The following is a 24,471-nucleotide window of genomic DNA, read 5'->3' as shown; positions in this document are numbered from 1 at the left end:
AAATTCAAAATTCTGAATTTCTTCACATTTTAGTGTTTTCTAGGATACACCCGCTAACTGTTTTTCTTTCGTCTCTAATGGTGCTGTCAGTGCTGCTTCTAAGTCAGCACAACCCAGCTTTTCTTCTAAGATTTTCATGACTTCGCGCCCGAAGTCGTTGGGGTTTTGTTGCCAAGCTTGCAAGCAGACTTCGCCGAAGAATGAACCAAGGGGTTCGGGATTCCAGAGAAGTTTTTTGGCTGTCCACGGCATCAAACTCATTGGATTGTACCCTGGTTTGAGGATGCCTTCTTTGAAAGCGTATTCTTCTAAATGGGTATGGGGTTGTAGTCCAATAAAGAAGATAGCAGGTTCCACTTTATCTGCACCAAAAATCCGTTCTAGTTCGCGGTGGTAAGCAATGGTTTGGCGGATGGTTTCGGGACGTTCGTCAATGACGTTAAAAGAGTAGTTCACAGAAACTAAGTCGTTGAAACCAGCGGCTTTTAAGTCACGGCAGTTTTGCAAGACGGTTCGCAAGTTATACCCCATCCGCATTTTCCGCACAAGTTCTTGAGAACCACTGGTAATCCCGATTTCAAAGTAGTTCATCCCCGTTTTCGCCATCAACTCACACAATTCAGGTGTCAAATTGTCGGCTCTGATATATGCTGCCCAGTGGATATCTGTCATACCAGAATCGACGATTTTTTGCAATAGTTCTACAGCATCGGCGATAAATTTTTTCGCAGGGATGAATTGGGCATCGGTAAACCAGAAGTTGCGAATGCCGCGATCGTATAATTGGCGCATCTCCGCAACTACTTCATCTGCTGGGTTGATACGTACTTGTTTGCCTTCGACGACAGTGTAGACGCAATAACAACAGTTGTGAGGACAACCACGCTTCGTTTGTACACCTATATAAAAGTCTTGCTCTTGCAGGTAAAAGTTAAATTCCGGCCAGATGCTTTCGATATAGTCGTAGTTACAAGCTGTTTTTTCTATTGGGGTGGGTTGTTCGTGAATTAGCCGTTGACGTGGTTGAGTTTCTCCGGCAACGTAACAGCGTTCATCTCGAAAATCTCTGCCACTTAAAAGTTTTTCCAGCAGGGTTTCGCCTTCACCTACAGAAATAATTGTCCCTTTGGGTAAGCTTTTACCCAATTGTTCGTAAAATACGCTGACTGCACCACCACCGACAACTACACGAGCATCAGAATTATATTTTTGGGCACGGTTTAAACCGCGTTTGATTAAGCCCTGGTTTCGCCACAACTCTACATAATAAGCGATGAAGATTCGCAAACCGCCCAATCCACCGCGTAGTTTCAATAGAGGATTTTTGGCGTAGTAAAATTCAAAAGCGTTTTGCAGAGGGTTGCCACCACGCCCACCAACTGGGGCATAAATTTGAATATCCCGCCAAGAAAATACTAGTAGTGTCGGTTTAAATTCATCAATACAGCGATCCAAAGCCGAACTGTAATCTAAAGGTGGCACTGTTCCCAAATCAAAGATGCGCTGTTCAATATTAGGAAACTGCTTGTGGACATGATCGCTTAGGTAGACAACCCCAATAGGAAAGATGGGGTTACAAGGAAGGCGAACGTAAAGAATTCGATTTTCCATCATCTGTGTTTTAACTTCCATCTTGCCAATCTGTGGAGAAAGCGAGAAAAACATTCAGTTTTAAAGTGTGTGCTTGTTTTATTTGGTTTTATTTATCACAATCGTGCTTGACATTTCAGCCAATTATTGATACTAGGTCACTTGCCGTTAACAACTGCGGAAAACGCTAAAATTGCTGTGCATAAAACATACATGGAATGTATAGAGAGCTTTATGAAGATATTTTTCATATAGCTTTACCATAACATCGAGTTTATTCATTAAGCGATGATCCCAGCCGATTAATCCTGGGATAGATGAAAGAGCAAAACTTACTTCTTCGCTATGCTAAAAGCTAGGGGATCATCGTTATGTCAATTCCCTAACAATCTGTTTTAAGAGAATTGAAACTTTTATACCAGAAAAAAATATCAAAAACTTTTGTTTATAGTGTATAATTCCGAAAAAGGTGTGAAAAGTTACAAAATTTTCACAACTGAAAATATATCTTTAGACAGAAATAATCTACAAAGATTCAGTTGGTATTCGCAGTTACAGCAACTGGGATCAGTGGGTGCTAGGCTTGGCTAGTGTAATGTAAAATTGTGGCGTAAAGCTCCTCAGCAGTTATGGCTCAAATATTAGATCCTCTACCACCTGAGCAATCGGGAAAAATTCTCTGCTGCTACATTAATGCCACGAGCAAAATACAGGTAGCTCGCATCTCCAATATTCCCAACTGGTATTTTGAAAGGGTTGTTTTCCCTGGACAACGTTTAGTTTTTGAAGCTCCGCTAAAAGGTCAAGTGGAGATTCATACAGGGATGATGGCTAGTGCAATTTTATCCGATAAGATTCCGTGCGATCGCCTGATGCTCGAAGAACCCAGTACTAATGAGTTTGATACAGACTCATCAGATGAAAAAGACCCTTTTAATACCAAACTAATGGTGCAGCAAATTAATACAAAAATCGGAGATACTACAAAACCCTTGCAAATCCTTGGTTTAGCCTCGGTTGATTAAAAAAAAACAATTTTATCTAAATTTAAGGGTTGCTAATTTAGCAGCCCTTTTGTTTATTATTTATTGGGTATGGGACATTGGTTATTCTCATTGTCTCCCTCATCTCATCTACAATCATTCTTATGAATCTGCCTTCATTTCTTTGGTTGTGGAAAATAGCCGCCTGGTCTATGGGGTTGTCTCTGTTGGCATATCTGATGTTAGCAGTCACCGGCGTTTGGATGTTTCGGGCGAGAACTTCGCAACAATTTCCTTTTATCACGCCATTTATGGGCGGTAATAAAGGGGTGCGATCGCTCCACTATACAATGGGCATCAGCATGGTAAGTTTAGTCTTACTACTGCTAGCGATCGGTATTGTTGGCACTTTAGGGCACTTTGGCTCTTTAGGTCACTCATCGCACTTAATCGCTGGATTGATAGTGGTAGCACTAGTTTTACTATCTGCTTTCAGTGCCAGCCAAATTAGTGTCAGACGACCTTGGGCTAGACCCTTACACATCGGCGTCAATATTATTCTATTTATAGGATTTGCCTGGGTGTCCCTTACTGGTTGGATTGTAGTGCAAAAGTATTTACCGTGAACTACTACACATCAACTACCAGGGACATAGACCTATCCTACAATGAAGAAAAGCATTGTAATTGAGCCGTGACAGCAAACTCAGCCAATATCTCAACTTCTGTTTTTCGTTTGTCTCCTTTGATTCGGATAACGTTGCTGAGTCTATACATAGCACTCACAGTTCCATTACCATTTTTATCGCAGGTAACAGCTGCACCCGTACCTCCAGAATTATTGTGGATAGGGATTGGCATCGGTTTAGTTGCCTTGTACGCGGTATTAACCGAACAAGTCATGGTAGATGACCAAGGAATTCAGGTTACTTACCCCGCCTGGGTGCCTCGCTTTTTTCGTAAAGGCTGGTCTTTACCTTGGTCACAAGTCAAAGAGTTAAAACCCCGCAGCACTGGTCAAGGAGGGCTAGTTTATTATTTCCTCAGCCAGGATGGGAAAGCTTATTTACTACCGATGCGTGTAGCTGGATTTGCCCGTTTGGTGCAAATTGTCCAAGCAAAGACGAGCATTGACACCACAGATGTTCGCCCTTTAGCACAGCCCTGGATGTACCTGATTTTACTAGTATTCACTCTGCTGCTACTATTAGTCGATGGCTGGGCGATCGCTACAGCCTTAACTACTACACAATTAACTTAGGTTATTTCTCTGCAATCCTCAGTCCCGTTGAATACAGCAAAAGCCATACTCAGGCTAGAGCAAGTTAATCTGTTTACAAAGCTGAAAACCCAACTTCCCGGCAATCAGCAAGGGTATCCCATATTGCGAGATATTGGCTTGGAAGTATTTCAGGGCGATCGCATTGCCATTGTAGGCTCAGTAGGCGCTGGTAAAACTTCGTTATTACGCCTCATCAACCGCCTAATTGAACCCACGAGTGGTAAGCTCTATCTAGAAAATCAAGAATATCGCCAAATTCCCGTCATCCAGCTACGACAGATGCTTGTACTTGTATTGCAAGAGTCAAAACTGTTAGGGATGACAGTTGGGCAAGCCTTGGCTTATCCTTTAGTTTTGCGTGGTTTGCCCAAACAGACAATTCAGCAACGAGTTAATCATTGGACAGACCAACTGCACATTCCCAATGAATGGTTAGGGCGAACAGAGGTGCAACTTTCTGCGGGACAACGACAACTAGTAGCGATCGCTCGTGCCTTAGTTATCCAGCCTAAAATATTATTATTAGATGAGCCAACCTCTGCCCTCGATACTGGTACGGCTTCTCATCTAATGCAAGTCTTAATCCAGTTGAGTCAAACTCATCAAACCACGATTCTGATGGTAAATCATCAACTGGAACTAGCCCAGATGTTTTGTACTCGGTTATTACACCTACAACAAGGTCATTTATTCGCAAATCAAAGAGCCTCAGAGATAGACTGGATTGAATTACGAAAAAACCTGATTCAAGCAGCATCTCAAGACGATTTTGGATTTTAAATTTTGGATGAGACAGGAATCAGGAATCGTTTTCTTACTCCCCCTCACCCCAATGCCCACTTGCCCTGAGCGTATCGCTAAAGCGAAAGCTCCGCTAACGCGTAGCGTCTCGTAGAGAAGCCGTTCGCGTAGCGTCTCGCAGAGAAGGGATGCCCTATTCACACTTGACTACTAGTAAGTGTTGAACGTTGATTATTAAATCTCTCTCTAGCTAACTTTGTTGTTTGTGACTGTGAAATATTCGTATTCAAAATTTCCATGTTAAAACGGTATCCAACATTGCGGATAGTTTGAATCAAATTGGGTTGCCGGGGATCGAGTTCAACCTTTTTCCGCAGCGATAAAACGTGAGTATCAATGGTACGAGGGTTATCGATAGCGTCAGGCCAAGCACGACGCAGCAATTCCGATCTACTTAGAGGTACTCCTCCAGCTTGTGCCAAAACGTACAGCAAACTAAATTCCTGGGGCGTTAAGTCAATAAACTCCCCTTGGAAGCGGACACGGCGCTGAACTAAATCGATTTGCAAAGTGCCATAATCCAAATAAGCTGGTGCAGTAGGTGTGCGCTTCCGGCGAATCAGTGCCTCTACCCGTGCCAAAAACTCTTGCATCCCAAAAGGTTTGCTCAAGTAATCATCTGCACCCGCCTTTAAACCTGCGACTATATCAGCTTCACTATTACGGGCAGATAGCATTAAGATTAGAGGCTGCTGCTGACGATGCAACCAACGACAAAACTCAATGCCATCACCATCAGGCAGGTCTGCATCTAAAACTACCAGTGTTGGTTGATGGCTTAAAAATACTTCCCTTGCTTGATAAATACTGGCAGCTTGATGCACGCGGTATTCCAGTTGTTGCAAGTGCCAACCCAACAACGACCTCAGATGGGGATTCCCCTCAATGATTTCTATACAAACCGAACCCACGGTGGCAAGACCCCTTAGCGTCGATGACTTTCAAAGTAACAAGCCCATCTCTAAGGTTTTGTAGCCTTTGTTACTTCAATTGCCATTAACTTTACATTTCCTAATAAAATCAGTGGCAATATATTTAATTTATGCCTTGCCAATAGGGGATGAGAAATATTATTAAATTTTTATTAAATTTCTCGAAAGTATTGTTAGACTTATGAAAAGTTCTTTTAACTTAACATTTTGCTTTTAGATGGGTGTAATGTGGCAAATATGTATAACCCAACCAGCTAACAACAACAGCTTTTCAACCTGATTCGAGCTTATGGTACTTATGGTAAAAGTGGATTTTTTCGCAAAGATTTAGTACTCCCATCCAGGAATATAACATCAATACAATTGGGCTGTTGATTGTGAAAATCAAAAAAATAACTTAAGCAGCTAACTAGAATCGATGTTTTCTGGAATAGGATTAAAGTAGCTTGTAGCTGCTATGAGGGTAATACCCAAAGTAGATGTGTTGACTTTGAGTTTATGCCAAAGTGAAATTACACTTCACTTTTTAGCGTGAATCATTTACAATTCTCATTCCAAAGAGATTAATACAGCAGTTATGCTCCAAGACACACAAACCATCCGCTATTACCAAAGACTCACCGATGCCTTCATCGAGTTATGGAATCGCGGTTATCGCACGGATGACATGCGGATGTATTTGGATGGATATCTAGCCGCACTGCGACATAGCAACGTCATTGAACCTTTTCTGATTCATCGCCTAGAAGAGGAGGCCAGCCGCTTCTTGTACGATGGATCAAACTTTGCAGTGCCGCAACCACAGCCACAACCCGATTACTACTAACTACCATTTACCTGGTCATTGCTAGTAACCGTTAATTACCGCAGATAATTATAGCATATTATCTGTATTGGTCAACGGATTTCGTGGTGTGAAATTTTGGAGATATTGTATTGATTAAACGCATCCCCTCAGCCCTATATTGGTTTTGCCAATCAGAGTGAGGGGATTGTTGTCTAGCAATAAAATCAAGTCCAACAAAGAGTATTTTTGTCAGAAACCGATTAAAAAAACCTTGAAAGGGGAAAGAAATAGTATCTCTCCTTTCAAGGATATTAAAAACAGCACATTGCCTTGATTGCAAAGGGCAAATTCAGCAACATACCCTTTAGTTTGGGTAAAGAGAGCTTAAGAAGCTAATGCTACTTCTACCTTTTCCTGCAATTCACCTTTCTGGTACAGTTCAATCAAGATATCAGAACCGCCAAGGAATTCACCATTGATATATACTTGGGGAATTGTGGGCCAACTAGAGTATTCTTTGATACCTTGACGAATTTCAGGGTCTGATAGAACATCAACCGTCTCAAAGGGAACTCCCAAGGTATTGAGGATCTGCACAACGTTGTTGGAGAAACCACATTGGGGCATTAACTTGTTTCCCTTCATGAAAACTAAAATCTTGTTTTCTTGTAGCAAGCTATCAATTTTGTCTTTGAGTTCTGGTGTCATGGTATTTATGTTTCCTATGTTGGATTCAACAGTGAGGAGTGAGAAGTAAGGAGTCAAAATTTATAACTCCTAACTTCTGACTCTTATTTACGAAGCTGCTGTTGCTTGCCAAGCTTCGGGAGTGTATGTTTTCACCGCCAAGGCATGAATCGCTTCAGTTGACATAGCTTGACCCAACGCACCATAAACTAACTGGTGCTGTTGCACTAGTCCTTTACCTGCAAAGTGCGATGAAACTACTGTCACCTGATAGTGGTCGCCGCCACCAGTCAAGTCTTGCACCTGAACCTGTGCGTCTGGCAGTCCCGCCTTGATCATTTCCTCAACCTGTTGCGGACTAATCATCGCAATTCCTGAAAAAACTTACTTTTCTATTATTAACAGATATAGAGCAAATGCCTGTGCCAACTTCAGGCTTTGGCAAGGCTATAGATAAAGGGGCCTCTGAGGTGTATTGCTTGAGAACGCTCAGGTCTTGGTTATGGCGGATAGCTCTATCCTAGCACTGGGGCGTTCCCAAGCGACTGGTTAGGGAAATGTGGGTAGGGAAAAACAGGCAACAAAAATTTTATTTATTTTTTGGGGGATGAAGAGGATGAATTACCACCTTCTCTGGGATAGGGAGAATCAACAAAACCCAACTCAAACAACTGTTTATAGGCTTTCTTGCCTAAATCACGCGTCGGGTTCTGACTCTTAATTATTTGAACTAACAATGGTACAGCTAATTCTGGCTGATTTTGTGCCCGATGTACCAATGCTAGCTGAAAGGTGGCTTCATCTCGCTTTTGGGCTGTTAATAGAGCTTTTTGACGCTGAGAATCAGAAACTCTGTTGTCAATTCCCGAAAAGCTAGAATTTAACTCTTGATAAAAATTAGATAGCTGATTATAAACTTGACGTGCTTCTTGCAGTTTCTTGGCAGCTAAGGTGTAGTTTTGAGCAGAAACGGCTTGTTCTGCATCTTTTACTAAGCGATCGCCACCTGCAATGCTCAAAAGGCTGTTACTTTGGGTTATGGGGCGGAGGTTATTAGGATCGTTGGGGTCAATGGGTTGTGGTTGGCTGGTAGTGCCTGGTGACTGTGATACCTGAGCATTCACAGGTGATAGCAGGCTGAGGACTGCTATAACTGATAAAACAGTACGGTGCATCAAGGTAACAGCGACAGCAGTGTTCATGGGATCAATTAGTGCAACAACTATATAAAAGAGTTAGGGAAACTTCGGGTATCTTAACTCTGTTTTGGTCTTGGACAAAGCAAAGTTACTTCCTAAGTATCTCTGATTTAGACTAAAAATCAGTTTAATAGAGTTCCCATTACCCCTGTATACCAACTAACTTATATCACTGCGATGGCGATACTGAAGCTGGAGTGCGTCACCATCCGTCTGAGTACTTACTTTTATCTCCAATAATTATCTCAGTTTAACTGGGATATTTGGCAGGAGAATTTTTCCAAAGCACTGCTTGAAGTATTTGCGTAGGTGAATCCCACCGTAGGCATCGCACCAAACTAGTTCAGAATAGCGATGTCTTCAGTCGGCGCTTCCCAACTTTTATTTAACTATCTGACCAAATGTGAAAATATTTATCATCCAGCAATTCAGTAGTTTGCAGACAATTAATTTAGCTATTGGCTCAAAAAAATGCCAATTTGGCTGAATATATTATCAATAGAGGGTAATTTATATATACATCCTCAAAGGTTGCAAAATACCACTAATCTTTTTTGACTTACTTAGGATAAATATAGCAGTGCAGTTAGCAATTAGTCTCAAATATTGAATTTTGCAGTTTCTGAATTATGCACGGTCAATGATTATGAGGTTTGACTTTATCAAGAATTAGTAATTTCTGCAAATGCGTGATTAGTAACTTTTGTTTCTTGATGGCTCAATTGTTGCAGTGCCTTTGCTAAATCAGTTGTGATGCTTTTTGCATCTTGTTTTATACAGCCATTCATGTAATCTGCGACTTTTATTGGGGAGCCAATGTCAATACTCACATCTGTACCCCAATTGGGATAAGGTTGGCTGTAGTTAATGCCTACGGGTATAATTTTCACTCCCAGCCCAGAATGGCTAGATTCGGCACTCAAAGCAAGACGAGCAATTCCTGGCTTCAACTGGTGAACTTGGCCATCACGAAAAATGTTACCTTCTGGAAAGATGACCAGGGTTTTGTGCTGCTGAAGTAGCTCTACTCCATGTCGCAGCGTGCGAATTGATGGATGCTTAGAATTTACAGGAAATCCCCCTAAACGTCGAACAAACCAGCCTTGCAAACCTTGGCATTCGTCAATAGTCACCATAAATCGCAAGTCTTGCTTTCTCAGGCAAGCGGTAGCGTAGGGTACAAGTAACGCATCCCAACGCGCCCGATGTGTAGGCGCAAGGATCACAGGCCCAGTTGTGGGGATATTTTTTTGTCCGGTTATTCTAATTTGTCCAAAGAATAATGGTAATAGGCAGTGACGCCCTAATAAATATGCCAGGGGACTTAACCAAGGAGAAACCTTTGAGGTAGTGCTATCTACCTGAGGACTTACTGAGGTGTGCTGGCTGGTATCGGATGAAGAGTAAAATTCCATCATGACGGATGCAGCTGATTGACGGGTAAAAATTTAACGAAAGGCGTGATTAGTTACACCGTAGATTCTCTTGTGTGACTTGTGTCGTAGTAGATGGACAGTTTTACCTCTGTCCGTTAGTTTACTTTACGCCGCCTAATAGCAAACCAAGTCTGTAATTGCTGACGACAAGCTGACTCTAGAATGCCTCCGATTACTTGGAGACGGTGATTAGAAGCAGCACTATCGGGGATGTTAATAACTGTACGAATTGCGCCAGTTTTTGTATCGTCTACTCCATATACCAGTAGTCCTAGTCGTGATTGGACGATCGCACCTGCACACATCGGGCAAGGTTCGAGAGTGACATAGAGTGTGCATTCATTAAGATGCCAATTTTGTAAAGTTGTTGCAGCTGTCTTGATAGCTAGAATTTCCGCATGAGCAGTAGGGTCTTTATCGCGCTCTTTTCTGTTTTCTCCTTCTGCTAGCAATTTGCCTGTTGAATCAATGATAACAGCACCTACAGGGATTTCACCTGCATCACCTGCTGTTTTTGCTAATTCTAAGGCATAATTCATCCATTGTTGATGTATAAGATATTCCGTATACATGGTTAACATATTCTTATCAATTCAATATTCCTTGCCCTAAAGGTGGGCAAACTTGTGCCACAGTTTTCTGGCACTTTGTCAAGCTAGTTTTGAAAGTTTAGGGTTTGTAGTAAGCACTTTAGTGCTTAGAAAATTAAGGACTAAAGTCCTTACTACAAACTTGCTTACTGAGCAATTTAAAATCAAAAATTGCCCAACATAGCATCACCAAGAAAATTGTTGGGGTTAATTTGATTTCTAAATAGCGGCTTGAGCTAAAAGGGGATCGAGTTTACTTTGTGTGTCTAACTGATAGAGGTCATCGCAGCCGCCAATGTGCTGGTTATTGATAAAAATTTGTGGTACTGTGCGGCGGCCGTTAGCGCGTTCTGCCATTTTCGCTCTGGCTGCTTCGTCGCCGTCGATTTTGTATTCAGTGAAATTTACACCTTTCCACCACAGCAGCATTTTGGCTCGAATGCAGTAAGGGCAAGTTTGCCATGTGTAAAGTTCGACGTTGGCTTTGACTCGCTCTGGATGGCGATTTAAAAGGGGATTAAGAAAGTCGAGCATATTGATCTTAAGCAAGGTTTTAACTATGTCTTTAGCCTAGATCATTGCTTACCGCATCGGCGCTGGAACCCACTTTTGGAAACCCTCTAAATGATTCCAGTAAGCCAAATATCCAGTCAATGCCCAAATTAGAGCGGCTACTATCAGCACTGCTACGCCAATTAGCCGCCAAGTTCGGTTGGTTTTCCAATAAAGAGTTGGTGCTGCAAAAATACCGCCTAATCCAGTTAAAATAAAGCCTATTCCCGATAAAAGCGGTTGCTTTGTCAAATTCAAGTTGATGATACGGATACCGACTACGATCGCAACTACACCAGCAAAGAAGCCGTAAATGGCGATTGTCAATAAATCCCAACCTTGAGCAAGTGCGATCGCAGCCGCAATAAACAAGATTCCAAATAGGATACTCGTCTCACCGAAGGCAATGTTAAAGCTACCCATTACTGGCCAGGTGAAGCTCATGTGTAAACCAGTCGTGAGTGCGATCGCACCTGTAATTCCGAATCCTGGAATCCACTGTCTTTGATTAGAACTATCTATACCACGATACACATAGTCAGCCAGTAGAAATAACCCAGCTACCATATTGATCAACATGAGTGTGATGTAGTCGATAAACACAATTCACCTCTTAATTTGACAAGCTAACTACTCTGCGCCTCGTTTTTTGGTTTTGAGTGAATTCACCAGCTTTTTTTTCTTTATTATTTTATACCTCAAGATAAACACTGAAGAAAAGCAATGTTGTATACATAAACTGCTACCCATTTGTGCAAGTTCTTAACCTAGTTACTTTTAAACGCGCTTTATACTGGAGTAGTTAAGAGTAAAAAATAAAGATGTGTTAACTGGCACTTTTGTAACCAGTTAGCAGTAAAACTTAACTTTCTTCCACGTGTATCCGCCCTTTGGTAGACTTGAAAACTGAAATGGCCAGATAAAGCGGCGGAAATTCAAGCAGTTGAGAGGGCAGACTCTGTGGAAAATACACTTGGGTTAGAGATTATTGAAGTAGTAGAGCAAGCCGCGATCGCATCCGCAAAGTGGATGGGTAAAGGCGAAAAAAACATTGCTGACCAGGTAGCTGTAGAAGCTATGCGGGAGCGGATGAATAAAATCTATATGCGCGGTCGCATTGTGATTGGGGAAGGCGAACGCGACGACGCGCCTATGTTATACATCGGGGAAGAAGTTGGTATTTGTACTCAACCAAATGCCGAAGCTCTCTGTAACCCTGATGAACTAGTTGAAATTGATATCGCCGTTGACCCCTGTGAAGGTACGAACTTGGTAGCTTATGGACAACCTGGTTCGATGGCTGTCTTGGCAATTTCTGAAAAGGGTGGATTATTTGCTGCTCCTGACTTTTACATGAAAAAGTTAGCAGCACCTCCCGCAGCTAAGGGCAAGGTAGACATCAACAAGTCAGCAACAGAAAACCTGAAGATTCTCTCTGAGTGTCTAGAGCGCTCGATTGAAGAACTCGTAGTTGTGGTCATGAAGCGCGAACGCCACAACGATTTAATTAAAGAAATCCGTGAGGCTGGAGCAAGAGTCGCTCTAATTTCAGATGGTGATGTGGGTGCAGCCATTAGCTGTGGCTTTGCTGGAACTAATATCCACGCGCTGATGGGTATCGGTGCGGCTCCTGAAGGTGTAATCTCGGCAGCAGCAATGCGTGCTTTGGGTGGACACTTCCAAGGTCAACTAATCTACGATCCAGCGATAGTCAAAACAGGTCTGATTGGAGAAAGCAGAGAAGCCAACATCGATCGCTTAAAGTCTATGAATATCAATGACCCTGATAAGGTCTATGATGCTCATGAACTGGCATCTGGTCAAACTGTACTGTTCGCTGCTTGCGGCATTACCAGTGGTAATCTCATGGAAGGTGTACGTTTCTTCAGCGGTGGAGCAAGAACTCAAAGCTTGGTAATTTCCAACCAATCGAATACGGCTCGATTTGTTGATACAATTCACATGTTTGGTAAACCCAAGACTCTCCAACTGAACTAATTTTTAGGGAATGGGGAATGGTAAAAGTAGAGGTGAAGCATTAGGAAATAAATCTTTCTATAAAATGGAAAAATAGTCAACCAAATGCTTCATCGTTACACTAGTTAGTAGTTAGTATTTAGTGATTAGTTATTGTTTATTAGTTGGAAAAATTATCAACCAATAAACAAAAATTCCCCATTCCCTATTCTCACTCAATGCCCTATTCTCAACTACCAACTAGTAACTACGATTTAGCAAATGAATATAGCAGTGGTGGGGTTAAGCCATAAAACAGCCCCAGTAGAAGTCCGGGAAAAACTGAGCATTCCAGAACCACAAATTGAAAGTGCGATCGCTCAACTGGCCAGCTATCCCCATATTGACGAAGTTGCAATTCTCAGCACTTGTAACCGCCTAGAAATTTATATTGTTGCCAGTGAAGCAGACCAAGGTATTCGGGAAGTAACGCAGTTTCTTGCGGAATATAGTAAATTACCCGTGCTTTCTCTACGACAACACTTATTTATGCTGCTACATGATGATGCAGTAATGCACGTTATGCGGGTAGCAGGTGGTTTAGATAGTCTGGTACTTGGAGAAGGTCAAATTCTGGCTCAGGTGAAGACTACTCACAAACTGGGACAGCAATATAGCGGTATAAAAACCATTTTGAATCGATTATTTAAACAAGCGCTGACAGCTGGTAAGCGGGTTCGCACTGAAACTAGTATTGGTACTGGCGCTGTCTCTATCAGTTCGGCAGCTGTAGAGTTAGCACAGCTAAAAGTGGCAAATTTGGCAGCTTGCCGAGTGGTAATTTTGGGTGCTGGTAAAATGTCGCGGCTGTTGGTGCAACACCTAATTTCTAAAGGTGCTGTGGAAATTAGTATTGTAAATCGCTCTCGCGATCGCGCCCAAGAATTAGCAAAGCTGTTCCCTCAACAACCGATCAAAATTCATCCGCTATCGGAAATGATGAGCGTAATTGCCGATAGTGATTTAGTATTTACAAGTACTTCGGCAACAGAGCCAATACTTGACCGTGCCAAATTGGAAATGGTTTTAGAAGTTCAGCGCTCTTTAATGTTATTTGATATTTCTGTGCCGCGTAATGTCCATGCGGATGTAAATGAACTGGAAAATGTGCAGGCTTTTAATGTGGATGATTTGAAGGCAGTAGTAGCGCAAAACTACGAAAGCCGTCGGAAGATTGCACAGGAAGCCGAGCGACTTTTAGAGGAAGAAGTGGAAGCCTTTGATATTTGGTGGCGCAGTCTGGAAACTGTTACTACTATTAGCTGTCTGCGAAATAAAGTCGAAACCATCCGCGAACAAGAGTTAGAAAAAGCTTTGTCGAGATTGGGTTCGGAATTCGCTGACAAACATCAAGAAATAATAGAGGCATTAACACGGGGAATTGTCAATAAAATTTTACATGACCCGATGGTGCAATTGCGATCGCAGCAAGATGTTGAAGCTAGACGGCGCTGTATGCAAACTCTGCAAATGCTGTTCAACCTCGATGCAGAAGAACAATTTAGTTAAATTTAACAACAAAATCCCCGGCTTCTGCGAAAAGTTGGGGATCTGAGCTTTCAATTAGATATACTTCTAATTAGATAGATATCTAATTAGAAGTTAGTTATGCAACCAGAGCAATTTAACATCTTACTCCGCTTTTTCAAGGCATTGGCGGATGATAGCCGATTGAAGATTGTAGGTATCCTGGCAAATCAGGAGTGCAGCGTTGAAGAATTGGCGGCGCTACTGCAACTGAAGGAACCGACGGTATCTCATCATTTAGCGAAACTTAAAGAGCTAAATTTGGTGACAATGCGTCCTGAAGGTAATAGCCGTCTATATCAATTGGATAGTGAGGCTTTGCAAAGCATTAGCAAGGAAATTTTCACACCTGAAAAAATAGCATCCTTGATAGAGGATGTGGATACTGAAGCTTGGGAAAGCAAAGTGTTGAAAAACTATTTCGACGGTGGATACCTTAAGGAAATCCCCGCTAGTCGCAAAAAGCGTCTAGTAATTCTCAAGTGGTTAGCAAACCAGTTTGATATAGGAGTCAACTACCCTGAACGCATGGTAAATGACATTCTTAAACGCTACCATCCCGACTGCGCCACCCTGCGACGGGAGTTCATTGCTTGCAAGTTAATGCAGCGAGAGAATGGGGTTTATTGGCGTACAACATAGATATGAAAGATGAGCAAACCGCACAATCATAGGTTGTATTTTTATGCAGTTAGAAACACAAAAGTTTTCTTATACACCTGAAGAGTATTTAGAACTTGAAGAAAAAGCAGAATATAAAAGCGAATACCGTGATGGAGAAATTGTACCGATGACGGGTGGCACTACAAATCATAATAAAATTGCTGGCAACTTTTATGCTTATTTGAAGTTTGGTTTGAGAGGCAAGAATTATGATGTTTATATTGGTGATGTGCGTTTGTGGATACCCCGTTATCGGCAGCATACTTATCCTGATGTGATGGTGATTGAGGGACAACCTATTTATACGGGATCCAGCACAACAACGGTTATGAACCCGATGTTAATTGCTGAAGTTTTATCTAAATCGACTAAAAATTATGACCAAGGCGATAAGTTTCTTTATTATCGCTCTATTCCCGAATTCAAGGAATATATTTTAATTGACCAATATCAGTATCATGTGATGCAATATGTAAAAACTGCGGAAAGTCAATGGTCATTCACTGAACTTGAACATGAATCTGCAATTTTATCACTGCAAACGGTTGATTTTAAAATTGAATTGCGCGACCTTTACGAACAAGTCAATTTTGCCGAGAATAACGAAGATTGAAGAAGAATTCAGAAGTCAGAATCAATGAGTAGAGGATTCAGAGCAATTTCTAACCAGTAATTTGACTTTGAATAAGTAACAGTATTCATGTACTTTTATTTGTCCAAAGTCAAATCACTAAATACATTGCATAAACAGAAAGCTAATCACACTTTATTTTCCCAAATAAGCTTCTAAAACTTTGGGATTAGTTTGAATTTCTGCGGGTGTACCATCAGCTAAATTTTGCCCTTCGGCAAGTACCCAAACGCGATCGCACAAGGACATAACCACATCCATATTATGTTCAATAATCAGAAAAGTCATGCCATCTTGACGGTTCCAAGTGATAATGCGATCGCAAATATCATCAATCAGTTTCGGATTCACCCCAGCCGCCGGTTCATCCAACAAAATCAACTTGGGATTAGTCATCAGCGCTCGCCCCATTTCTAGCAGCTTGCGTTGTCCACCAGACAAGCCACCTGCGTAATCGTGTGCTTTTTTGGCCAAGCCTACTGATTCTAACAGGAACATTGCCCGCTCTTGCAGTTGCTTTTCTTCCTTAGCAACAATGTGCGGTTGCAACTGCACCTGCCAAAAATTTTCGCCCGTTTGTTTTTGCGCCGCCAGCAGCATATTTTCTAACACCGATAACCGCGAGAGAGTCCGTGCAACCTGAAAAGTGCGGATTACTCCCTGCTGGGCGATTTGATATGGTTGCAAATTGTGAATCGGTTCGCCGTCAAAAATCACTCGTCCCTTATCTGGGCGGATGAAGTTTGAGAGTAAATTAAATAAAGTAGTTTTACCAGCACCATTGGGGCCAATCAAGCCCGTAATGCTGCCTTTAGCAACTTCGATTCTGGCCTCATTAACTGCTTTGACACCACCAAAGCTTTTAGAAAGTCCAGTGGCTGCCAAAAGGGGAAGTGGAGATGAATAGTTATTTACCAAGGGTGAGTTCCTCTTTTTTCCCTAAGATACCTTGAGGACGCCAAATCATCAGCACCATCAAAATTAGTCCGATTACCATGATCCGAAATGCGCCCAAACGTGCCTCATCAAGGGAAACGATTCTGGGTAAGACTTCTCGCGTTAACGCATCGTAAGCAAAGAAAATTACCGCACCTACGATTGTGCCGACATTATTCCCAGAACCGCCTAAAATCACCATAATCCAAGTGTCAAAAGTGATCTGGGGTTGAAAATTATCAGGGTAAATGGCGCTGAGTTGCCAAGCAAAGAAAGCACCAGCGATACCCGCGATCGCACCGCCTAACATGAGAGATTGTAATTTATACCAAAAAACATTTTTTCCCAGCGCTTTGGGAATTTCTTCATCTTCGCGGATAGCTTTGAGAATTCTACCCCAAGGCGATCGCACCAAAATTTCTAAACGCCAGTATACAAATGCTAAAACCAGCAGCAACACCAGCATTAAACCCGCTTTTGGGTTGTAGTTATACAGTCCGATTACCCCAGAAATATAAATCGCTGTCGCCAAAATTGCTAACACAATTCCCACACCCAAGCGCGATGCAAATTCTTGCTTGCTAGTCGTCCTTTTGCCCAAATCAGTAGTCCGAGATATTTGAGTGGTGCGAATCCATTGCCACAAAGAAAAGAAAGTTACGGCAGCCAGCAGCGTTAAAAGCCCAATCATTATTAATCTGACAAACAAACTTGGTTCTGTGGATAGAGGTATGGGATAACTTTGCACACCAAACGCCCCAGAAATCCAAGTGTCACCCACAGGTAATTCCTGATTATTCACCACCAAACGAATTAATTCGCCCGTACCAATGGTGACAATTCCTAGATAATCTTCTCGTAAGCGGAGAGTTACAAAACCAATTATCAAACCCAATAAGGCTGCGACAATTGCCCCAGCCAGTGCTGATATAAGTAGGGGTACGCCCTTTAAGCTTAACAATACCGTTGTATACGCTCCCAGAGTCATGAAAGCAATATGACCAAAGTTAATTAATCCCGTAAAGCCCCACTGTAAATTCAGTCCTAGTGCGAATAAAGCAAAAAGTGCTGTAGAAATTGCTAAGAAAATGAGATAGTCAACCATATTAAATTATTTGGGAATTGGGAATTGGGCATTGGGCATTGGGCGTTAGGAGTGCTGAGTGCTGAGTTAGGAGTTAAAAGTTTTGTTTATCTCCTTGTCCCCTCATCTCCCCTGCTCCCCTGCCCCTCTGCCCCCCGCGCTGGGCGAATAAATTTTAGCGTAGCTTGAGCGTAGCTAATTTTATGGGAATACTATTTATTGTTGGTGTTTGGTGGTAGGGAATAATTGACGTATGAATCTGCTGCGACTTAGAATGCATCACTTAATCGAGCAGTTAGGCGATGACGATTTGCAAGACATTTGGAATGTTCTCGAAGCTTTACATTATGACTTTTATATGCTCAAAGCGATACAAAAAGTCAAGCGATCGCAGCAACCGTGGGATATCTTAACCCATGAAGAAGCGGTAAGACTGTTGATGTTTTTCTGATTCAGCAGCGCTTTTAGTAGTGCTGAGTGCTGAGTGCTGAGTGCTGAGTGCTGAGTGCCCAGTAGTAGCCCATAGTTAAAACTAAGGGATTAGTTAGGATTAGGAAGAAATTTATTTATTATTTAGAACTAAAGTCAGAGGATTTAGATCCATATACTGAATTGTAAGTCTTAGTACTGGTTCTTGACTCAGCACTCAGCACTTTCAACTCAGCACTCTTTGGCCCCTCAAGTTTTGGTGAAGGTAACGCCCAGTGAGTCTGGAAATGCGCTATGCCAGGTCTTTTTTGCTAGACCTGAAGAATTTAGAACCTGCCGCCTACGAGCGGGTGCATGATTTTGTTTTTATTGAGTTAGCCCAAAAGTGGCAGTTGACTGATTTAAAAGAACTGCGACAGCTTGATAGTGAAGGCATTTTTCACCGCTTCACCCTAGACAATTATCTGATTGGTATAGAAATTAGAGGTGAAATTGTGAAATTTTTGCGTGTCATCCCTATGCCCGATGTTTAAAGTCAAGAGTCAATCAATTTTGAATTTTGGAATTGCGGATTTTGGATTTGTTCCACCCACGTTCGCTTTCTTGGCACGTTCGCGGTAGCGTCTAGTAAAGAAGTGCGGAGCATCAACCGAAATAAATTTTAACCTAAAACTTGTACTGAGCGGAGTCGAAGTATCTAAAATCTAAAATCTAAAATTGGCACGGTCAAAGGAACACTGAAAACTGTAAACTGTATAAGGCTAGGCAGGGATCGCTATAACCTTACATTAAACTGGTTTTTGAAAAACACTTTATTTGAGATTTCCCTATGGATGCTAGGGCACTTTGGCAACGATACCAAAACTGGTTATATTTCCACGAGGGATTGGGACTGTACTTAGACATAAGTCGGATGCGGTTCGATGATGCCTTCGTGGAATCGTTGCAGCCGAAGTTTGACAAGGCGTTTGCGGATATGGCTCAACTAGAGAAGGGTGCGATCGCAAATCCTGACGAGAACCGCATGGTTGGACACTACTGGCTGCGAAATCCTGATTTAGCGCCAGCTCCAGAACTTACACAAGAAATAGTTCAAACCTTAGAACAAATCGAAGCCTTTGCGGAAAAAGTCCAAACAGGTGCTATTCATCCTCCTAGAGCAAGCCGCTTCACGGATATTATCTCCATTGGTATTGGTGGTTCCGCTCTCGGCCCCCAATTCGTTGCGGAAGCTCTCGCTCCTGATTTCCCGCCGCTGAAACTTCACTTTATCGATAACAACGATCCCGCAGGTATCGATCGCGTTCTCAATCATCTACGAAATAGCCTCGCCAGCACTTTGGTATTGGTGATCTCCAAATCTGGGGGAACACCGGAACCGCGCAACGGCATGATTGAAGTTAAAAAAGCTTACGCCGGACACAATTTGGAGTTTGCTCAATATGCGGTAGCTATTACCAGTGTTGATAGCAACCTCGATAAGCTAGCCAAAGATGAAGGTTGGCTGGCGAGATTTCCGATGTATGACTGGGTAGGAGGACGCACCTCAGAAATGTCTGCTGTAGGGCTAGTACCAGCGGCATTACAAGGCATTGATGTTCGCGCTATGCTAGATGGCGCCAAAGAGATGGATGACGCTACCCGCGTCCCAGATGTGAAAAATAACCCAGCAGCCTTGCTTGCTTTGTCTTGGTACTTTGCAGGTAACGGAAAGGGCGAAAAAGATATGGTTGTTCTACCTTACAAGGACAGCTTATTTTTATTCAGTCGCTATTTGCAACAGCTGGTGATGGAATCCTTGGGCAAGGAAAAAGACTTAGACGGCAATGTAGTCCATCAAGGTATCGCTGTTTATGGCAACAAAGGCTCAACAGATCAACACGCTTACGTCCAGCAGTTACGCGAGGGTGTAGCGAATTTCTTTGCTACCTTCATCGAAGTGTTGGAAGATCGTCACGGCCCGTCCACTGAAATAGATCCTGGAGTTACATCAGGCGATTATCTTTCTGGTTTTCTCCAAGGAACCCGACAAGCGCTTTATGAAAATCACCGCGATTCCATTACAGTCACGATTCCTCAAGTTAACCCCCGAACTGTAGGGGCATTAATTGCTTTGTATGAACGTGCTGTTGGTTTATACGCTAGCTTAGTCAACGTCAACGCCTACCATCAACCAGGTGTAGAAGCTGGCAAAAAAGCTGCCGCCTCTATTCTCGATTTGCAAACACGAGTGGTAGCAGTACTACAAAAAGAAAAAACTCCCCTTTCTCTTGACGAACTCGCCGAGAAGGCAGGCGCATCAGACCAAGTTGAGGCAATTTACAAGATTTTGCGTCACATTCATGCCAATCAACGAGGTGTGATTTTACAAGGCAATCTTCAGAAACCCGGTAGTTTGACCGTTTCTGCTAGCTGATAGCTTTAATCTAAATCTCAGATTTTGTCCAGAATTGTTGTCTCAACAATTTTTTATTGTGAAGCATCCTAAATAGAAGATATATCTTCTGTCTAGGATGCTTCACTGTATAATTCGTAATACTTCGGCTACGCTCAGTACAAGTTCGTAATTCGTAATTAAGTTTTATCACTCAATACCGTTTCGTCTAAGTATTGCTTTTTCTCTTACTTTACCTAATTACGAATTATTTTAATTATGAATTGCCATCAGGCGTTGATTAAAGTAACTCTTGGGTAAAAAACAGCGATCGGGTAAAAAAGGATTGTTGAGATTTTGACATAAGAAAGTGCTGGGTTTATCCCGATGACAAAATGGTGGCACAATTCCCCAGTGTTCTGCTAGCCAAATCCAGTATCCTGTTTCAATTCTGCCGTAGCTTGATACCGTGAGAATCTCACCAACGCTGTTGTTAATAGATACTAAATCTGACGAGGATTTGATGTCAATTAATAGCCAAGCTAACTCATCTACAGAAAAGTAATAACCATTTTCGGCAGCGATATCGATGAACTGTTGTGGCTCTTTAGCTATTAGTAATTCTTCTTTGAGAGATGGCGTTTTTTGGGCAATATCAAAAAGATCCCAAATCTGTCTTCTTGTAACTAGAAACCAGGCGAGTTCTTCTGCGGTCAGATTGTAACCGTTTTCTCTTGCTAGCTTGAGAAACGGTTCAAGGCTATCGGTTTCTGCTAGTTGACTTTTTAACTGGAAAGTTTGCTCTACTAATGACAAGAAATCAATAATCTTTTGCCATGTCACTTTGTCAAAGTTTTTGTTAACTTTTATTTTTTCTTTCCAATAAATGTATTTATCTTCTTTAAGAAAGAAATTCCAAATTTGATAATACATGGGTCATCTTGCCTAATGTTTCAAATTTTTAGGGATTTGTGATTAATGAATACCAGTGTAGTAAGTATAATGTGTTTCTTCGACAGTACTAAGCCTTCATGTTATGTAAATCAAAGTACACAGTGACTAAGTATGAATTTTTTGTAAAGTTTGTAACTATAAATAGTAGTTACTGAGAAAAACATGAAAGACTGCGATGCCTTGTGGTGGGATGCAACTAAGATTTTTATTGCTTCTCATAAAATAAAATTAAGTCAATAGATAATATTAATTATTCATGAAGTAATTAATTGTAAAGCAATCTGTACTTTAGTTATTTTGAAACGAACCGCATATTACTACGGAGAAGAAAGCTAAGTATAGCGTATTGTCGAGAGGCACAAAAGTAAACTAAAAGTATATTTTATTACTTAAAGTTTTAGTTATATTACATAGCAAGTAAAAGCGATCGCCTTTGTCTTCCTCTAAAATAAAGTTAAGGCAGCATAACAAAATGGAGTTAGTGATTTATCAGGCTGGTATATTAACTTTGAGATAAATGGAATCGCGATCGCACTTCAGTTATTTTTAAATGAACCACTGAGACGCAGAGAGAAGAAAAGAAAGAGATAGATTGTACTATCTTTAGTTAATAAGTAAATTGCAGAGAAAGTAAAAGCGATCGCCTTTATATTCCTGTAAAATAAAGTTAAGACGGCATTAATCAATGGGGTTAATTACTATGACTGAATCAACAGCAAAACAACCTGCACGTAGAGGCAGAATCTTTCCAGAACGTACTTTAGCACCAGAAGAACTTGCGAGACGCAAAGCTGAAGATGAGGCATTTTATCATCGCTGTCGCGAAATTTTTGAACGTGTACGTCCCGATTTGATTAAGGAACACTACGGCTGGTATATTGCAGTAGAGCCAAATAGTGGTGATTACTTAATTGATATGGATAAAATGCAAGCTCATAAAAAATCCCTTGAAAAATACTCAAATAGTAGACATTGTGTATTCTGTTTAAATGAAACGGGAACAACTGGCACAATATGATTCAGGGGGACTTTGGAGATAATGGGCAACTATTTTTTGAAATTGATTTGATTACATCTGATGGATTAGATTTGCCTGTAGATGCTATGTTGGATACTGGTTTTCCAGGCTTTCTCGCTATTAACAAATAAGATTTAGAGGGTCTAGACTGGTTTTATATCGGTGAGGAATCTCTACAAACTGCTAAGGGGGAATCAAGATTTGATATTTATTTAGGCAAGGTGATATTAAACGAACAAGAGTATGAAATTAACGTTTATGTGGGCAATGAAATGACGGAAGTATTGTTAGGTTCAGAATGGCTAAAAATTCTGCCGTTGGTGGTGAATTACCAGGCTGGTATATTAACTTTAGGATAATTGCGATCGCAGTTATTTTTAAATGAATAGCACATACCCAGATAAAGCATAAGTAAAAAAATAAAATTATTTCACTATCTTTAGTTAACGGGTAAATCACCTATAAGCTAAAAGCGATGTCTACGGCTGGCTACGCTTATTTACTTCATTTATTTTTAAACGAACCGCATACTCCTACGGAGAAGCAAGCTATGCGCAGTGTCTCATTAGAGAAGGACGCAAAGAGCGCGAAGGTAAAAAAAGAGATATATTTTACTATATTTAGTTAATAGGTAAATCGCGGAGAAAGTAAAAGCGATCGCTATTCCAATCACTACCTTTAATTCGCCCTAAATAGCCTGTTAAAGGTGAGGAAAGTTCAATCAAAATTTCGTGCATTTCTGGTGTTTTTATTGGCTGTGGCGGATTTGAGCCAAAATACGCACCATGTAGAGATTCAACACCAGCAGATTCTATACCTGAGTTTTTTAAATAGTTTTTGACAAGCTGGATAATGTGCGATCGCAACCTTATAGATTGTTCAACTTTATTAATATAAGTATTAAGTTTATCTTCAGCTAAACCAAAAGGAGCTTGTTGCAAACACTCTTTTAGTTCTAATAAGTTGATAGAGTTTTTGTAGTGTGTTTGCAGTTCGATTAGTTTTTGTAGAGTTTCCGGACTAATAACATTCATTTGATTTTCGGTAGCTGTTCTTAAGGCGTAAAAATTTAGTTCTCCGGCGGCTATAATTAATTTAATAGAATTGTCATACTGAAATTTACCAAGATGGTTCATACCTATTTTCAGTAACTGTGCAGGTGTACCATCAGTAACTTTTTCAGTTTTAGTTGCTTTGCACTCTCCTACTATTGGATAAGGTTGTTCAGTGTAAAAATCCATGCCTCCTGCGCCACCCGTTGCATCTGGATTTAAGCCTGAACCTGTAAAGCCTAATTTTAGTAATCCTCTACGAACCAATTTTTCAAATGTATGTCCGTCGCTAGAGTTCCCAATTTTAGCAATTTTCTGAATCCAAGCTAAGTCTAAATCTAATGTGTTTGTTGGTTGATTGCTACTCCAACCTAAGAATATTTTTATATCGTCGTCTAATTGTTTAGCTGCTGGTTGGCTAATGGCTAGGGATGCGATCGCACTCTGCAATTCTTCCAATTCAGGATTTAGCGGGGGTTCTAGCTTTTCTAATTGGTGTTTACGTTGGGCGAAGGTGCGATCGTTTAATATCGGCTTGTCTTCAGAAACAGTTAGAGAATTAGGTAAACTAACAAATTTCCCTAGCTTTTCCTGAATGTTGGGATTGACTGATATTTCTTGTAACTGAGGTAACTGATGGACACGCAAGTAAGCCAGGAAAAGATATTGTTGTTTTTGTAGTATCTCCTTTAATATATTTGGTGTCCATATTGTTAATTTAGACAAAATATCTAATGGCTTAGTCTCGTCTAGAATTTGGCAAAGCTCACATTTAGCCCAAGCTTTAATTGAAACTGAAGAGTCAGCAGGATAAAGTGCAAATCTTTGCCCAGGACGAATAAAAATCCTGGGTAAAGCTGCAATTGTTCGTCCCTGTATTAAAGCTTCAATATCAGGGATGGGTAAACATAGCCCTGTTGGAATTGAAAACTGCTGATTCATTTCTAG

The 24,471-nt window shown here is 41.2% G+C and carries 26 protein-coding genes and 1 pseudogene; 14 read left to right on the top strand and 13 right to left on the bottom strand.

Translation table 11 applies throughout. The features are described from left to right. Positions 1-39: 39 nt before the first annotated feature. Positions 40-1,632, bottom strand: a complete 1,593-nt coding sequence (locus tag RMY27_RS12350) for a photosystem II high light acclimation radical SAM protein (protein ID WP_322663526.1) — start codon at positions 1,630-1,632, stop codon at positions 40-42. Positions 1,633-2,219: 587 nt separating this feature from the next. Between RMY27_RS12350 and RMY27_RS12345 the strand changes: the two genes are divergently transcribed. The 4 genes from RMY27_RS12345 to RMY27_RS12330 all read left to right on the top strand — a co-directional run bounded on the left by RMY27_RS12345 (position 2,220) and on the right by RMY27_RS12330 (position 4,635). After that, positions 2,220-2,615, top strand: coding sequence for a DUF1830 domain-containing protein (locus RMY27_RS12345; protein WP_322663524.1), 396 nt, complete (start codon positions 2,220-2,222; stop codon positions 2,613-2,615). A gap of 122 nt (positions 2,616-2,737) precedes the next feature. After that, positions 2,738-3,199 carry a DUF4079 domain-containing protein gene (locus RMY27_RS12340; protein ID WP_322663522.1) on the top strand — a complete coding sequence of 154 codons (462 nt, stop codon included), beginning with the start codon at positions 2,738-2,740 and terminating at the stop codon, positions 3,197-3,199. A gap of 68 nt (positions 3,200-3,267) precedes the next feature. Next, complete coding sequence (locus tag RMY27_RS12335; protein WP_322663520.1) at positions 3,268-3,834, top strand: hypothetical protein; 567 nt, start codon at positions 3,268-3,270, stop codon at positions 3,832-3,834. Positions 3,835-3,861: 27 nt separating this feature from the next. Then, positions 3,862-4,635, top strand: coding sequence for an ABC transporter ATP-binding protein (locus RMY27_RS12330; RefSeq protein ID WP_322663517.1), 774 nt, complete (start codon positions 3,862-3,864; stop codon positions 4,633-4,635). Between the two features lie 158 nt (positions 4,636-4,793). On the opposite strand, the gene RMY27_RS12325 is transcribed toward RMY27_RS12330, so the two are convergent. Further along, positions 4,794-5,567, bottom strand: a complete 774-nt coding sequence (locus RMY27_RS12325) for a response regulator transcription factor (RefSeq protein ID WP_094349507.1) — start codon at positions 5,565-5,567, stop codon at positions 4,794-4,796. Positions 5,568-6,165: 598 nt separating this feature from the next. On the opposite strand from RMY27_RS12325, the gene RMY27_RS12320 reads away from it, so the two are divergent. Continuing rightward, complete coding sequence (locus RMY27_RS12320) at positions 6,166-6,414, top strand: DUF6761 family protein (protein ID WP_099102685.1); 249 nt, start codon at positions 6,166-6,168, stop codon at positions 6,412-6,414. Between the two features lie 345 nt (positions 6,415-6,759). On the opposite strand, the gene grxD is transcribed toward RMY27_RS12320, so the two are convergent. The 7 genes from grxD to RMY27_RS12285 form a co-directional block, all read right to left on the bottom strand. Beyond that, a complete protein-coding gene (grxD, locus tag RMY27_RS12315; RefSeq protein WP_094349509.1) occupies positions 6,760-7,083 on the bottom strand; it encodes a Grx4 family monothiol glutaredoxin in 324 nt (107 codons plus the stop codon). An 87-nt stretch (positions 7,084-7,170) separates the two neighbouring features. Beyond that, positions 7,171-7,428: a BolA family protein gene (locus RMY27_RS12310; RefSeq protein WP_094349510.1), complete on the bottom strand. Its 258-nt coding sequence runs from the start codon at positions 7,426-7,428 to the stop codon at positions 7,171-7,173. Between the two features lie 227 nt (positions 7,429-7,655). Further along, positions 7,656-8,264 (bottom strand): hypothetical protein, encoded by a 609-nt coding sequence (locus RMY27_RS12305; protein ID WP_194042006.1) that lies wholly within the window; start codon positions 8,262-8,264, stop codon positions 7,656-7,658. A gap of 659 nt (positions 8,265-8,923) precedes the next feature. Next, positions 8,924-9,679 (bottom strand): 1-acyl-sn-glycerol-3-phosphate acyltransferase, encoded by a 756-nt coding sequence (locus RMY27_RS12300; protein ID WP_322663514.1) that lies wholly within the window; start codon positions 9,677-9,679, stop codon positions 8,924-8,926. A 113-nt stretch (positions 9,680-9,792) separates the two neighbouring features. Continuing rightward, positions 9,793-10,278 carry a tRNA adenosine(34) deaminase TadA gene (gene tadA / locus RMY27_RS12295; RefSeq protein ID WP_322663512.1) on the bottom strand — a complete coding sequence of 162 codons (486 nt, stop codon included), beginning with the start codon at positions 10,276-10,278 and terminating at the stop codon, positions 9,793-9,795. Between the two features lie 228 nt (positions 10,279-10,506). Beyond that, a complete protein-coding gene (gene grxC / locus RMY27_RS12290; protein WP_322663510.1) occupies positions 10,507-10,821 on the bottom strand; it encodes a glutaredoxin 3 in 315 nt (104 codons plus the stop codon). 48 nt (positions 10,822-10,869) lie between these two features. Next, on the bottom strand, positions 10,870-11,442 hold the full coding sequence (locus RMY27_RS12285) for a DUF981 domain-containing protein (RefSeq protein ID WP_322663508.1): 573 nt from the start codon (positions 11,440-11,442) through the stop codon (positions 10,870-10,872). Between the two features lie 357 nt (positions 11,443-11,799). Between RMY27_RS12285 and glpX the strand changes: the two genes are divergently transcribed. The 4 genes from glpX to RMY27_RS12265 all read left to right on the top strand — a co-directional run bounded on the left by glpX (position 11,800) and on the right by RMY27_RS12265 (position 15,658). Beyond that, positions 11,800-12,837: a class II fructose-bisphosphatase gene (gene glpX / locus RMY27_RS12280; RefSeq protein ID WP_322663506.1), complete on the top strand. Its 1,038-nt coding sequence runs from the start codon at positions 11,800-11,802 to the stop codon at positions 12,835-12,837. A gap of 240 nt (positions 12,838-13,077) precedes the next feature. Then, complete coding sequence (locus RMY27_RS12275; protein ID WP_322663503.1) at positions 13,078-14,364, top strand: glutamyl-tRNA reductase; 1,287 nt, start codon at positions 13,078-13,080, stop codon at positions 14,362-14,364. Between the two features lie 99 nt (positions 14,365-14,463). Continuing rightward, positions 14,464-15,024 (top strand): metalloregulator ArsR/SmtB family transcription factor, encoded by a 561-nt coding sequence (locus tag RMY27_RS12270; RefSeq protein WP_322663501.1) that lies wholly within the window; start codon positions 14,464-14,466, stop codon positions 15,022-15,024. A 43-nt stretch (positions 15,025-15,067) separates the two neighbouring features. After that, a complete protein-coding gene (locus RMY27_RS12265) occupies positions 15,068-15,658 on the top strand; it encodes a Uma2 family endonuclease (protein WP_322663499.1) in 591 nt (196 codons plus the stop codon). A gap of 153 nt (positions 15,659-15,811) precedes the next feature. On the opposite strand, the gene RMY27_RS12260 is transcribed toward RMY27_RS12265, so the two are convergent. Both RMY27_RS12260 and RMY27_RS12255 read right to left on the bottom strand, forming a co-directional pair. Beyond that, positions 15,812-16,594, bottom strand: coding sequence for an ABC transporter ATP-binding protein (locus RMY27_RS12260; RefSeq protein WP_322663497.1), 783 nt, complete (start codon positions 16,592-16,594; stop codon positions 15,812-15,814). Then, complete coding sequence (locus RMY27_RS12255) at positions 16,584-17,717, bottom strand: branched-chain amino acid ABC transporter permease (protein ID WP_322663496.1); 1,134 nt, start codon at positions 17,715-17,717, stop codon at positions 16,584-16,586. Before RMY27_RS12255 ends, RMY27_RS12260 begins: the two co-directional genes overlap by 11 nt. 232 nt (positions 17,718-17,949) lie before the next feature. Between RMY27_RS12255 and RMY27_RS12250 the strand changes: the two genes are divergently transcribed. The 3 genes from RMY27_RS12250 (at position 17,950) to RMY27_RS12240 (ending at position 20,541) form a co-directional block, all read left to right on the top strand. Next, positions 17,950-18,147: a hypothetical protein gene (locus RMY27_RS12250; protein ID WP_104907481.1), complete on the top strand. Its 198-nt coding sequence runs from the start codon at positions 17,950-17,952 to the stop codon at positions 18,145-18,147. Positions 18,148-18,400: 253 nt separating this feature from the next. After that, entirely contained in the window at positions 18,401-18,658 is a 258-nt protein-coding gene (locus RMY27_RS12245; RefSeq protein WP_099102182.1) for a cytotoxic translational repressor of toxin-antitoxin stability system, read from the top strand. Between the two features lie 296 nt (positions 18,659-18,954). Next, positions 18,955-20,541 (top strand): glucose-6-phosphate isomerase, encoded by a 1,587-nt coding sequence (locus RMY27_RS12240; protein ID WP_322663493.1) that lies wholly within the window; start codon positions 18,955-18,957, stop codon positions 20,539-20,541. Positions 20,542-20,772: 231 nt separating this feature from the next. On the opposite strand, the gene RMY27_RS12235 is transcribed toward RMY27_RS12240, so the two are convergent. Next, positions 20,773-21,432, bottom strand: a complete 660-nt coding sequence (locus RMY27_RS12235; RefSeq protein WP_322663491.1) for a Nif11-like leader peptide family natural product precursor — start codon at positions 21,430-21,432, stop codon at positions 20,773-20,775. Between the two features lie 721 nt (positions 21,433-22,153). Here RMY27_RS12235 and RMY27_RS12230 point away from each other — a divergent pair. Both RMY27_RS12230 and RMY27_RS12225 read left to right on the top strand, forming a co-directional pair. Next, positions 22,154-22,471 carry a hypothetical protein gene (locus RMY27_RS12230; RefSeq protein ID WP_322663489.1) on the top strand — a complete coding sequence of 106 codons (318 nt, stop codon included), beginning with the start codon at positions 22,154-22,156 and terminating at the stop codon, positions 22,469-22,471. Beyond that, positions 22,468-22,830 (top strand): annotated as a pseudogene (locus RMY27_RS12225) (aspartyl protease). The gene RMY27_RS12230 and the pseudogene RMY27_RS12225 overlap by 4 nt, the downstream one beginning before the upstream one ends. 261 nt (positions 22,831-23,091) lie before the next feature. Here RMY27_RS12225 and RMY27_RS12220 read toward each other — a convergent pair. Then, on the bottom strand, positions 23,092-24,465 hold the full coding sequence (locus RMY27_RS12220) for a DUF1802 family protein (protein WP_322663487.1): 1,374 nt from the start codon (positions 24,463-24,465) through the stop codon (positions 23,092-23,094). Positions 24,466-24,471 lie beyond the last annotated feature (6 nt).

Source organism: Nostoc sp. DedQUE09, assembly GCF_034530915.1.
Lineage (GTDB): Bacteria > Cyanobacteriota > Cyanobacteriia > Cyanobacteriales > Nostocaceae > Nostoc.
Note: the sequence above shows the minus strand (reverse complement) of the source record. Positions and strands in the feature narration are given on the sequence as shown.

Excerpts from the sequence above, each read along its gene's own strand:
- RMY27_RS12250 (WP_104907481.1), top strand. The coding sequence starts at position 17,950 with ATGAATCTGCTGCGACTTAGAATGCATCACTTAATCGAGCAGTTAGGC.
- RMY27_RS12345 (WP_322663524.1), top strand. The coding sequence starts at position 2,220 with ATGGCTCAAATATTAGATCCTCTACCACCTGAGCAATCGGGAAAAATT.
- RMY27_RS12275 (WP_322663503.1), top strand. The coding sequence starts at position 13,078 with ATGAATATAGCAGTGGTGGGGTTAAGCCATAAAACAGCCCCAGTAGAA.
- grxD (WP_094349509.1), bottom strand. The coding sequence starts at position 7,083 with ATGACACCAGAACTCAAAGACAAAATTGATAGCTTGCTACAAGAAAAC.
- RMY27_RS12270 (WP_322663501.1), top strand. The coding sequence starts at position 14,464 with ATGCAACCAGAGCAATTTAACATCTTACTCCGCTTTTTCAAGGCATTG.
- RMY27_RS12320 (WP_099102685.1), top strand. The coding sequence starts at position 6,166 with ATGCTCCAAGACACACAAACCATCCGCTATTACCAAAGACTCACCGAT.
- RMY27_RS12235 (WP_322663491.1), bottom strand. The coding sequence starts at position 21,432 with ATGTATTATCAAATTTGGAATTTCTTTCTTAAAGAAGATAAATACATT.
- RMY27_RS12310 (WP_094349510.1), bottom strand. The coding sequence starts at position 7,428 with ATGATTAGTCCGCAACAGGTTGAGGAAATGATCAAGGCGGGACTGCCA.
- grxC (WP_322663510.1), bottom strand. The coding sequence starts at position 10,821 with ATGCTCGACTTTCTTAATCCCCTTTTAAATCGCCATCCAGAGCGAGTC.
- RMY27_RS12305 (WP_194042006.1), bottom strand. The coding sequence starts at position 8,264 with ATGAACACTGCTGTCGCTGTTACCTTGATGCACCGTACTGTTTTATCA.
- RMY27_RS12255 (WP_322663496.1), bottom strand. The coding sequence starts at position 17,717 with ATGGTTGACTATCTCATTTTCTTAGCAATTTCTACAGCACTTTTTGCT.
- RMY27_RS12220 (WP_322663487.1), bottom strand. The coding sequence starts at position 24,465 with ATGAATCAGCAGTTTTCAATTCCAACAGGGCTATGTTTACCCATCCCT.
- tadA (WP_322663512.1), bottom strand. The coding sequence starts at position 10,278 with ATGTTAACCATGTATACGGAATATCTTATACATCAACAATGGATGAAT.
- RMY27_RS12340 (WP_322663522.1), top strand. The coding sequence starts at position 2,738 with ATGAATCTGCCTTCATTTCTTTGGTTGTGGAAAATAGCCGCCTGGTCT.
- RMY27_RS12300 (WP_322663514.1), bottom strand. The coding sequence starts at position 9,679 with ATGATGGAATTTTACTCTTCATCCGATACCAGCCAGCACACCTCAGTA.
- RMY27_RS12265 (WP_322663499.1), top strand. The coding sequence starts at position 15,068 with ATGCAGTTAGAAACACAAAAGTTTTCTTATACACCTGAAGAGTATTTA.
- RMY27_RS12230 (WP_322663489.1), top strand. The coding sequence starts at position 22,154 with ATGACTGAATCAACAGCAAAACAACCTGCACGTAGAGGCAGAATCTTT.
- RMY27_RS12350 (WP_322663526.1), bottom strand. The coding sequence starts at position 1,632 with ATGGAAGTTAAAACACAGATGATGGAAAATCGAATTCTTTACGTTCGC.
- RMY27_RS12240 (WP_322663493.1), top strand. The coding sequence starts at position 18,955 with ATGGATGCTAGGGCACTTTGGCAACGATACCAAAACTGGTTATATTTC.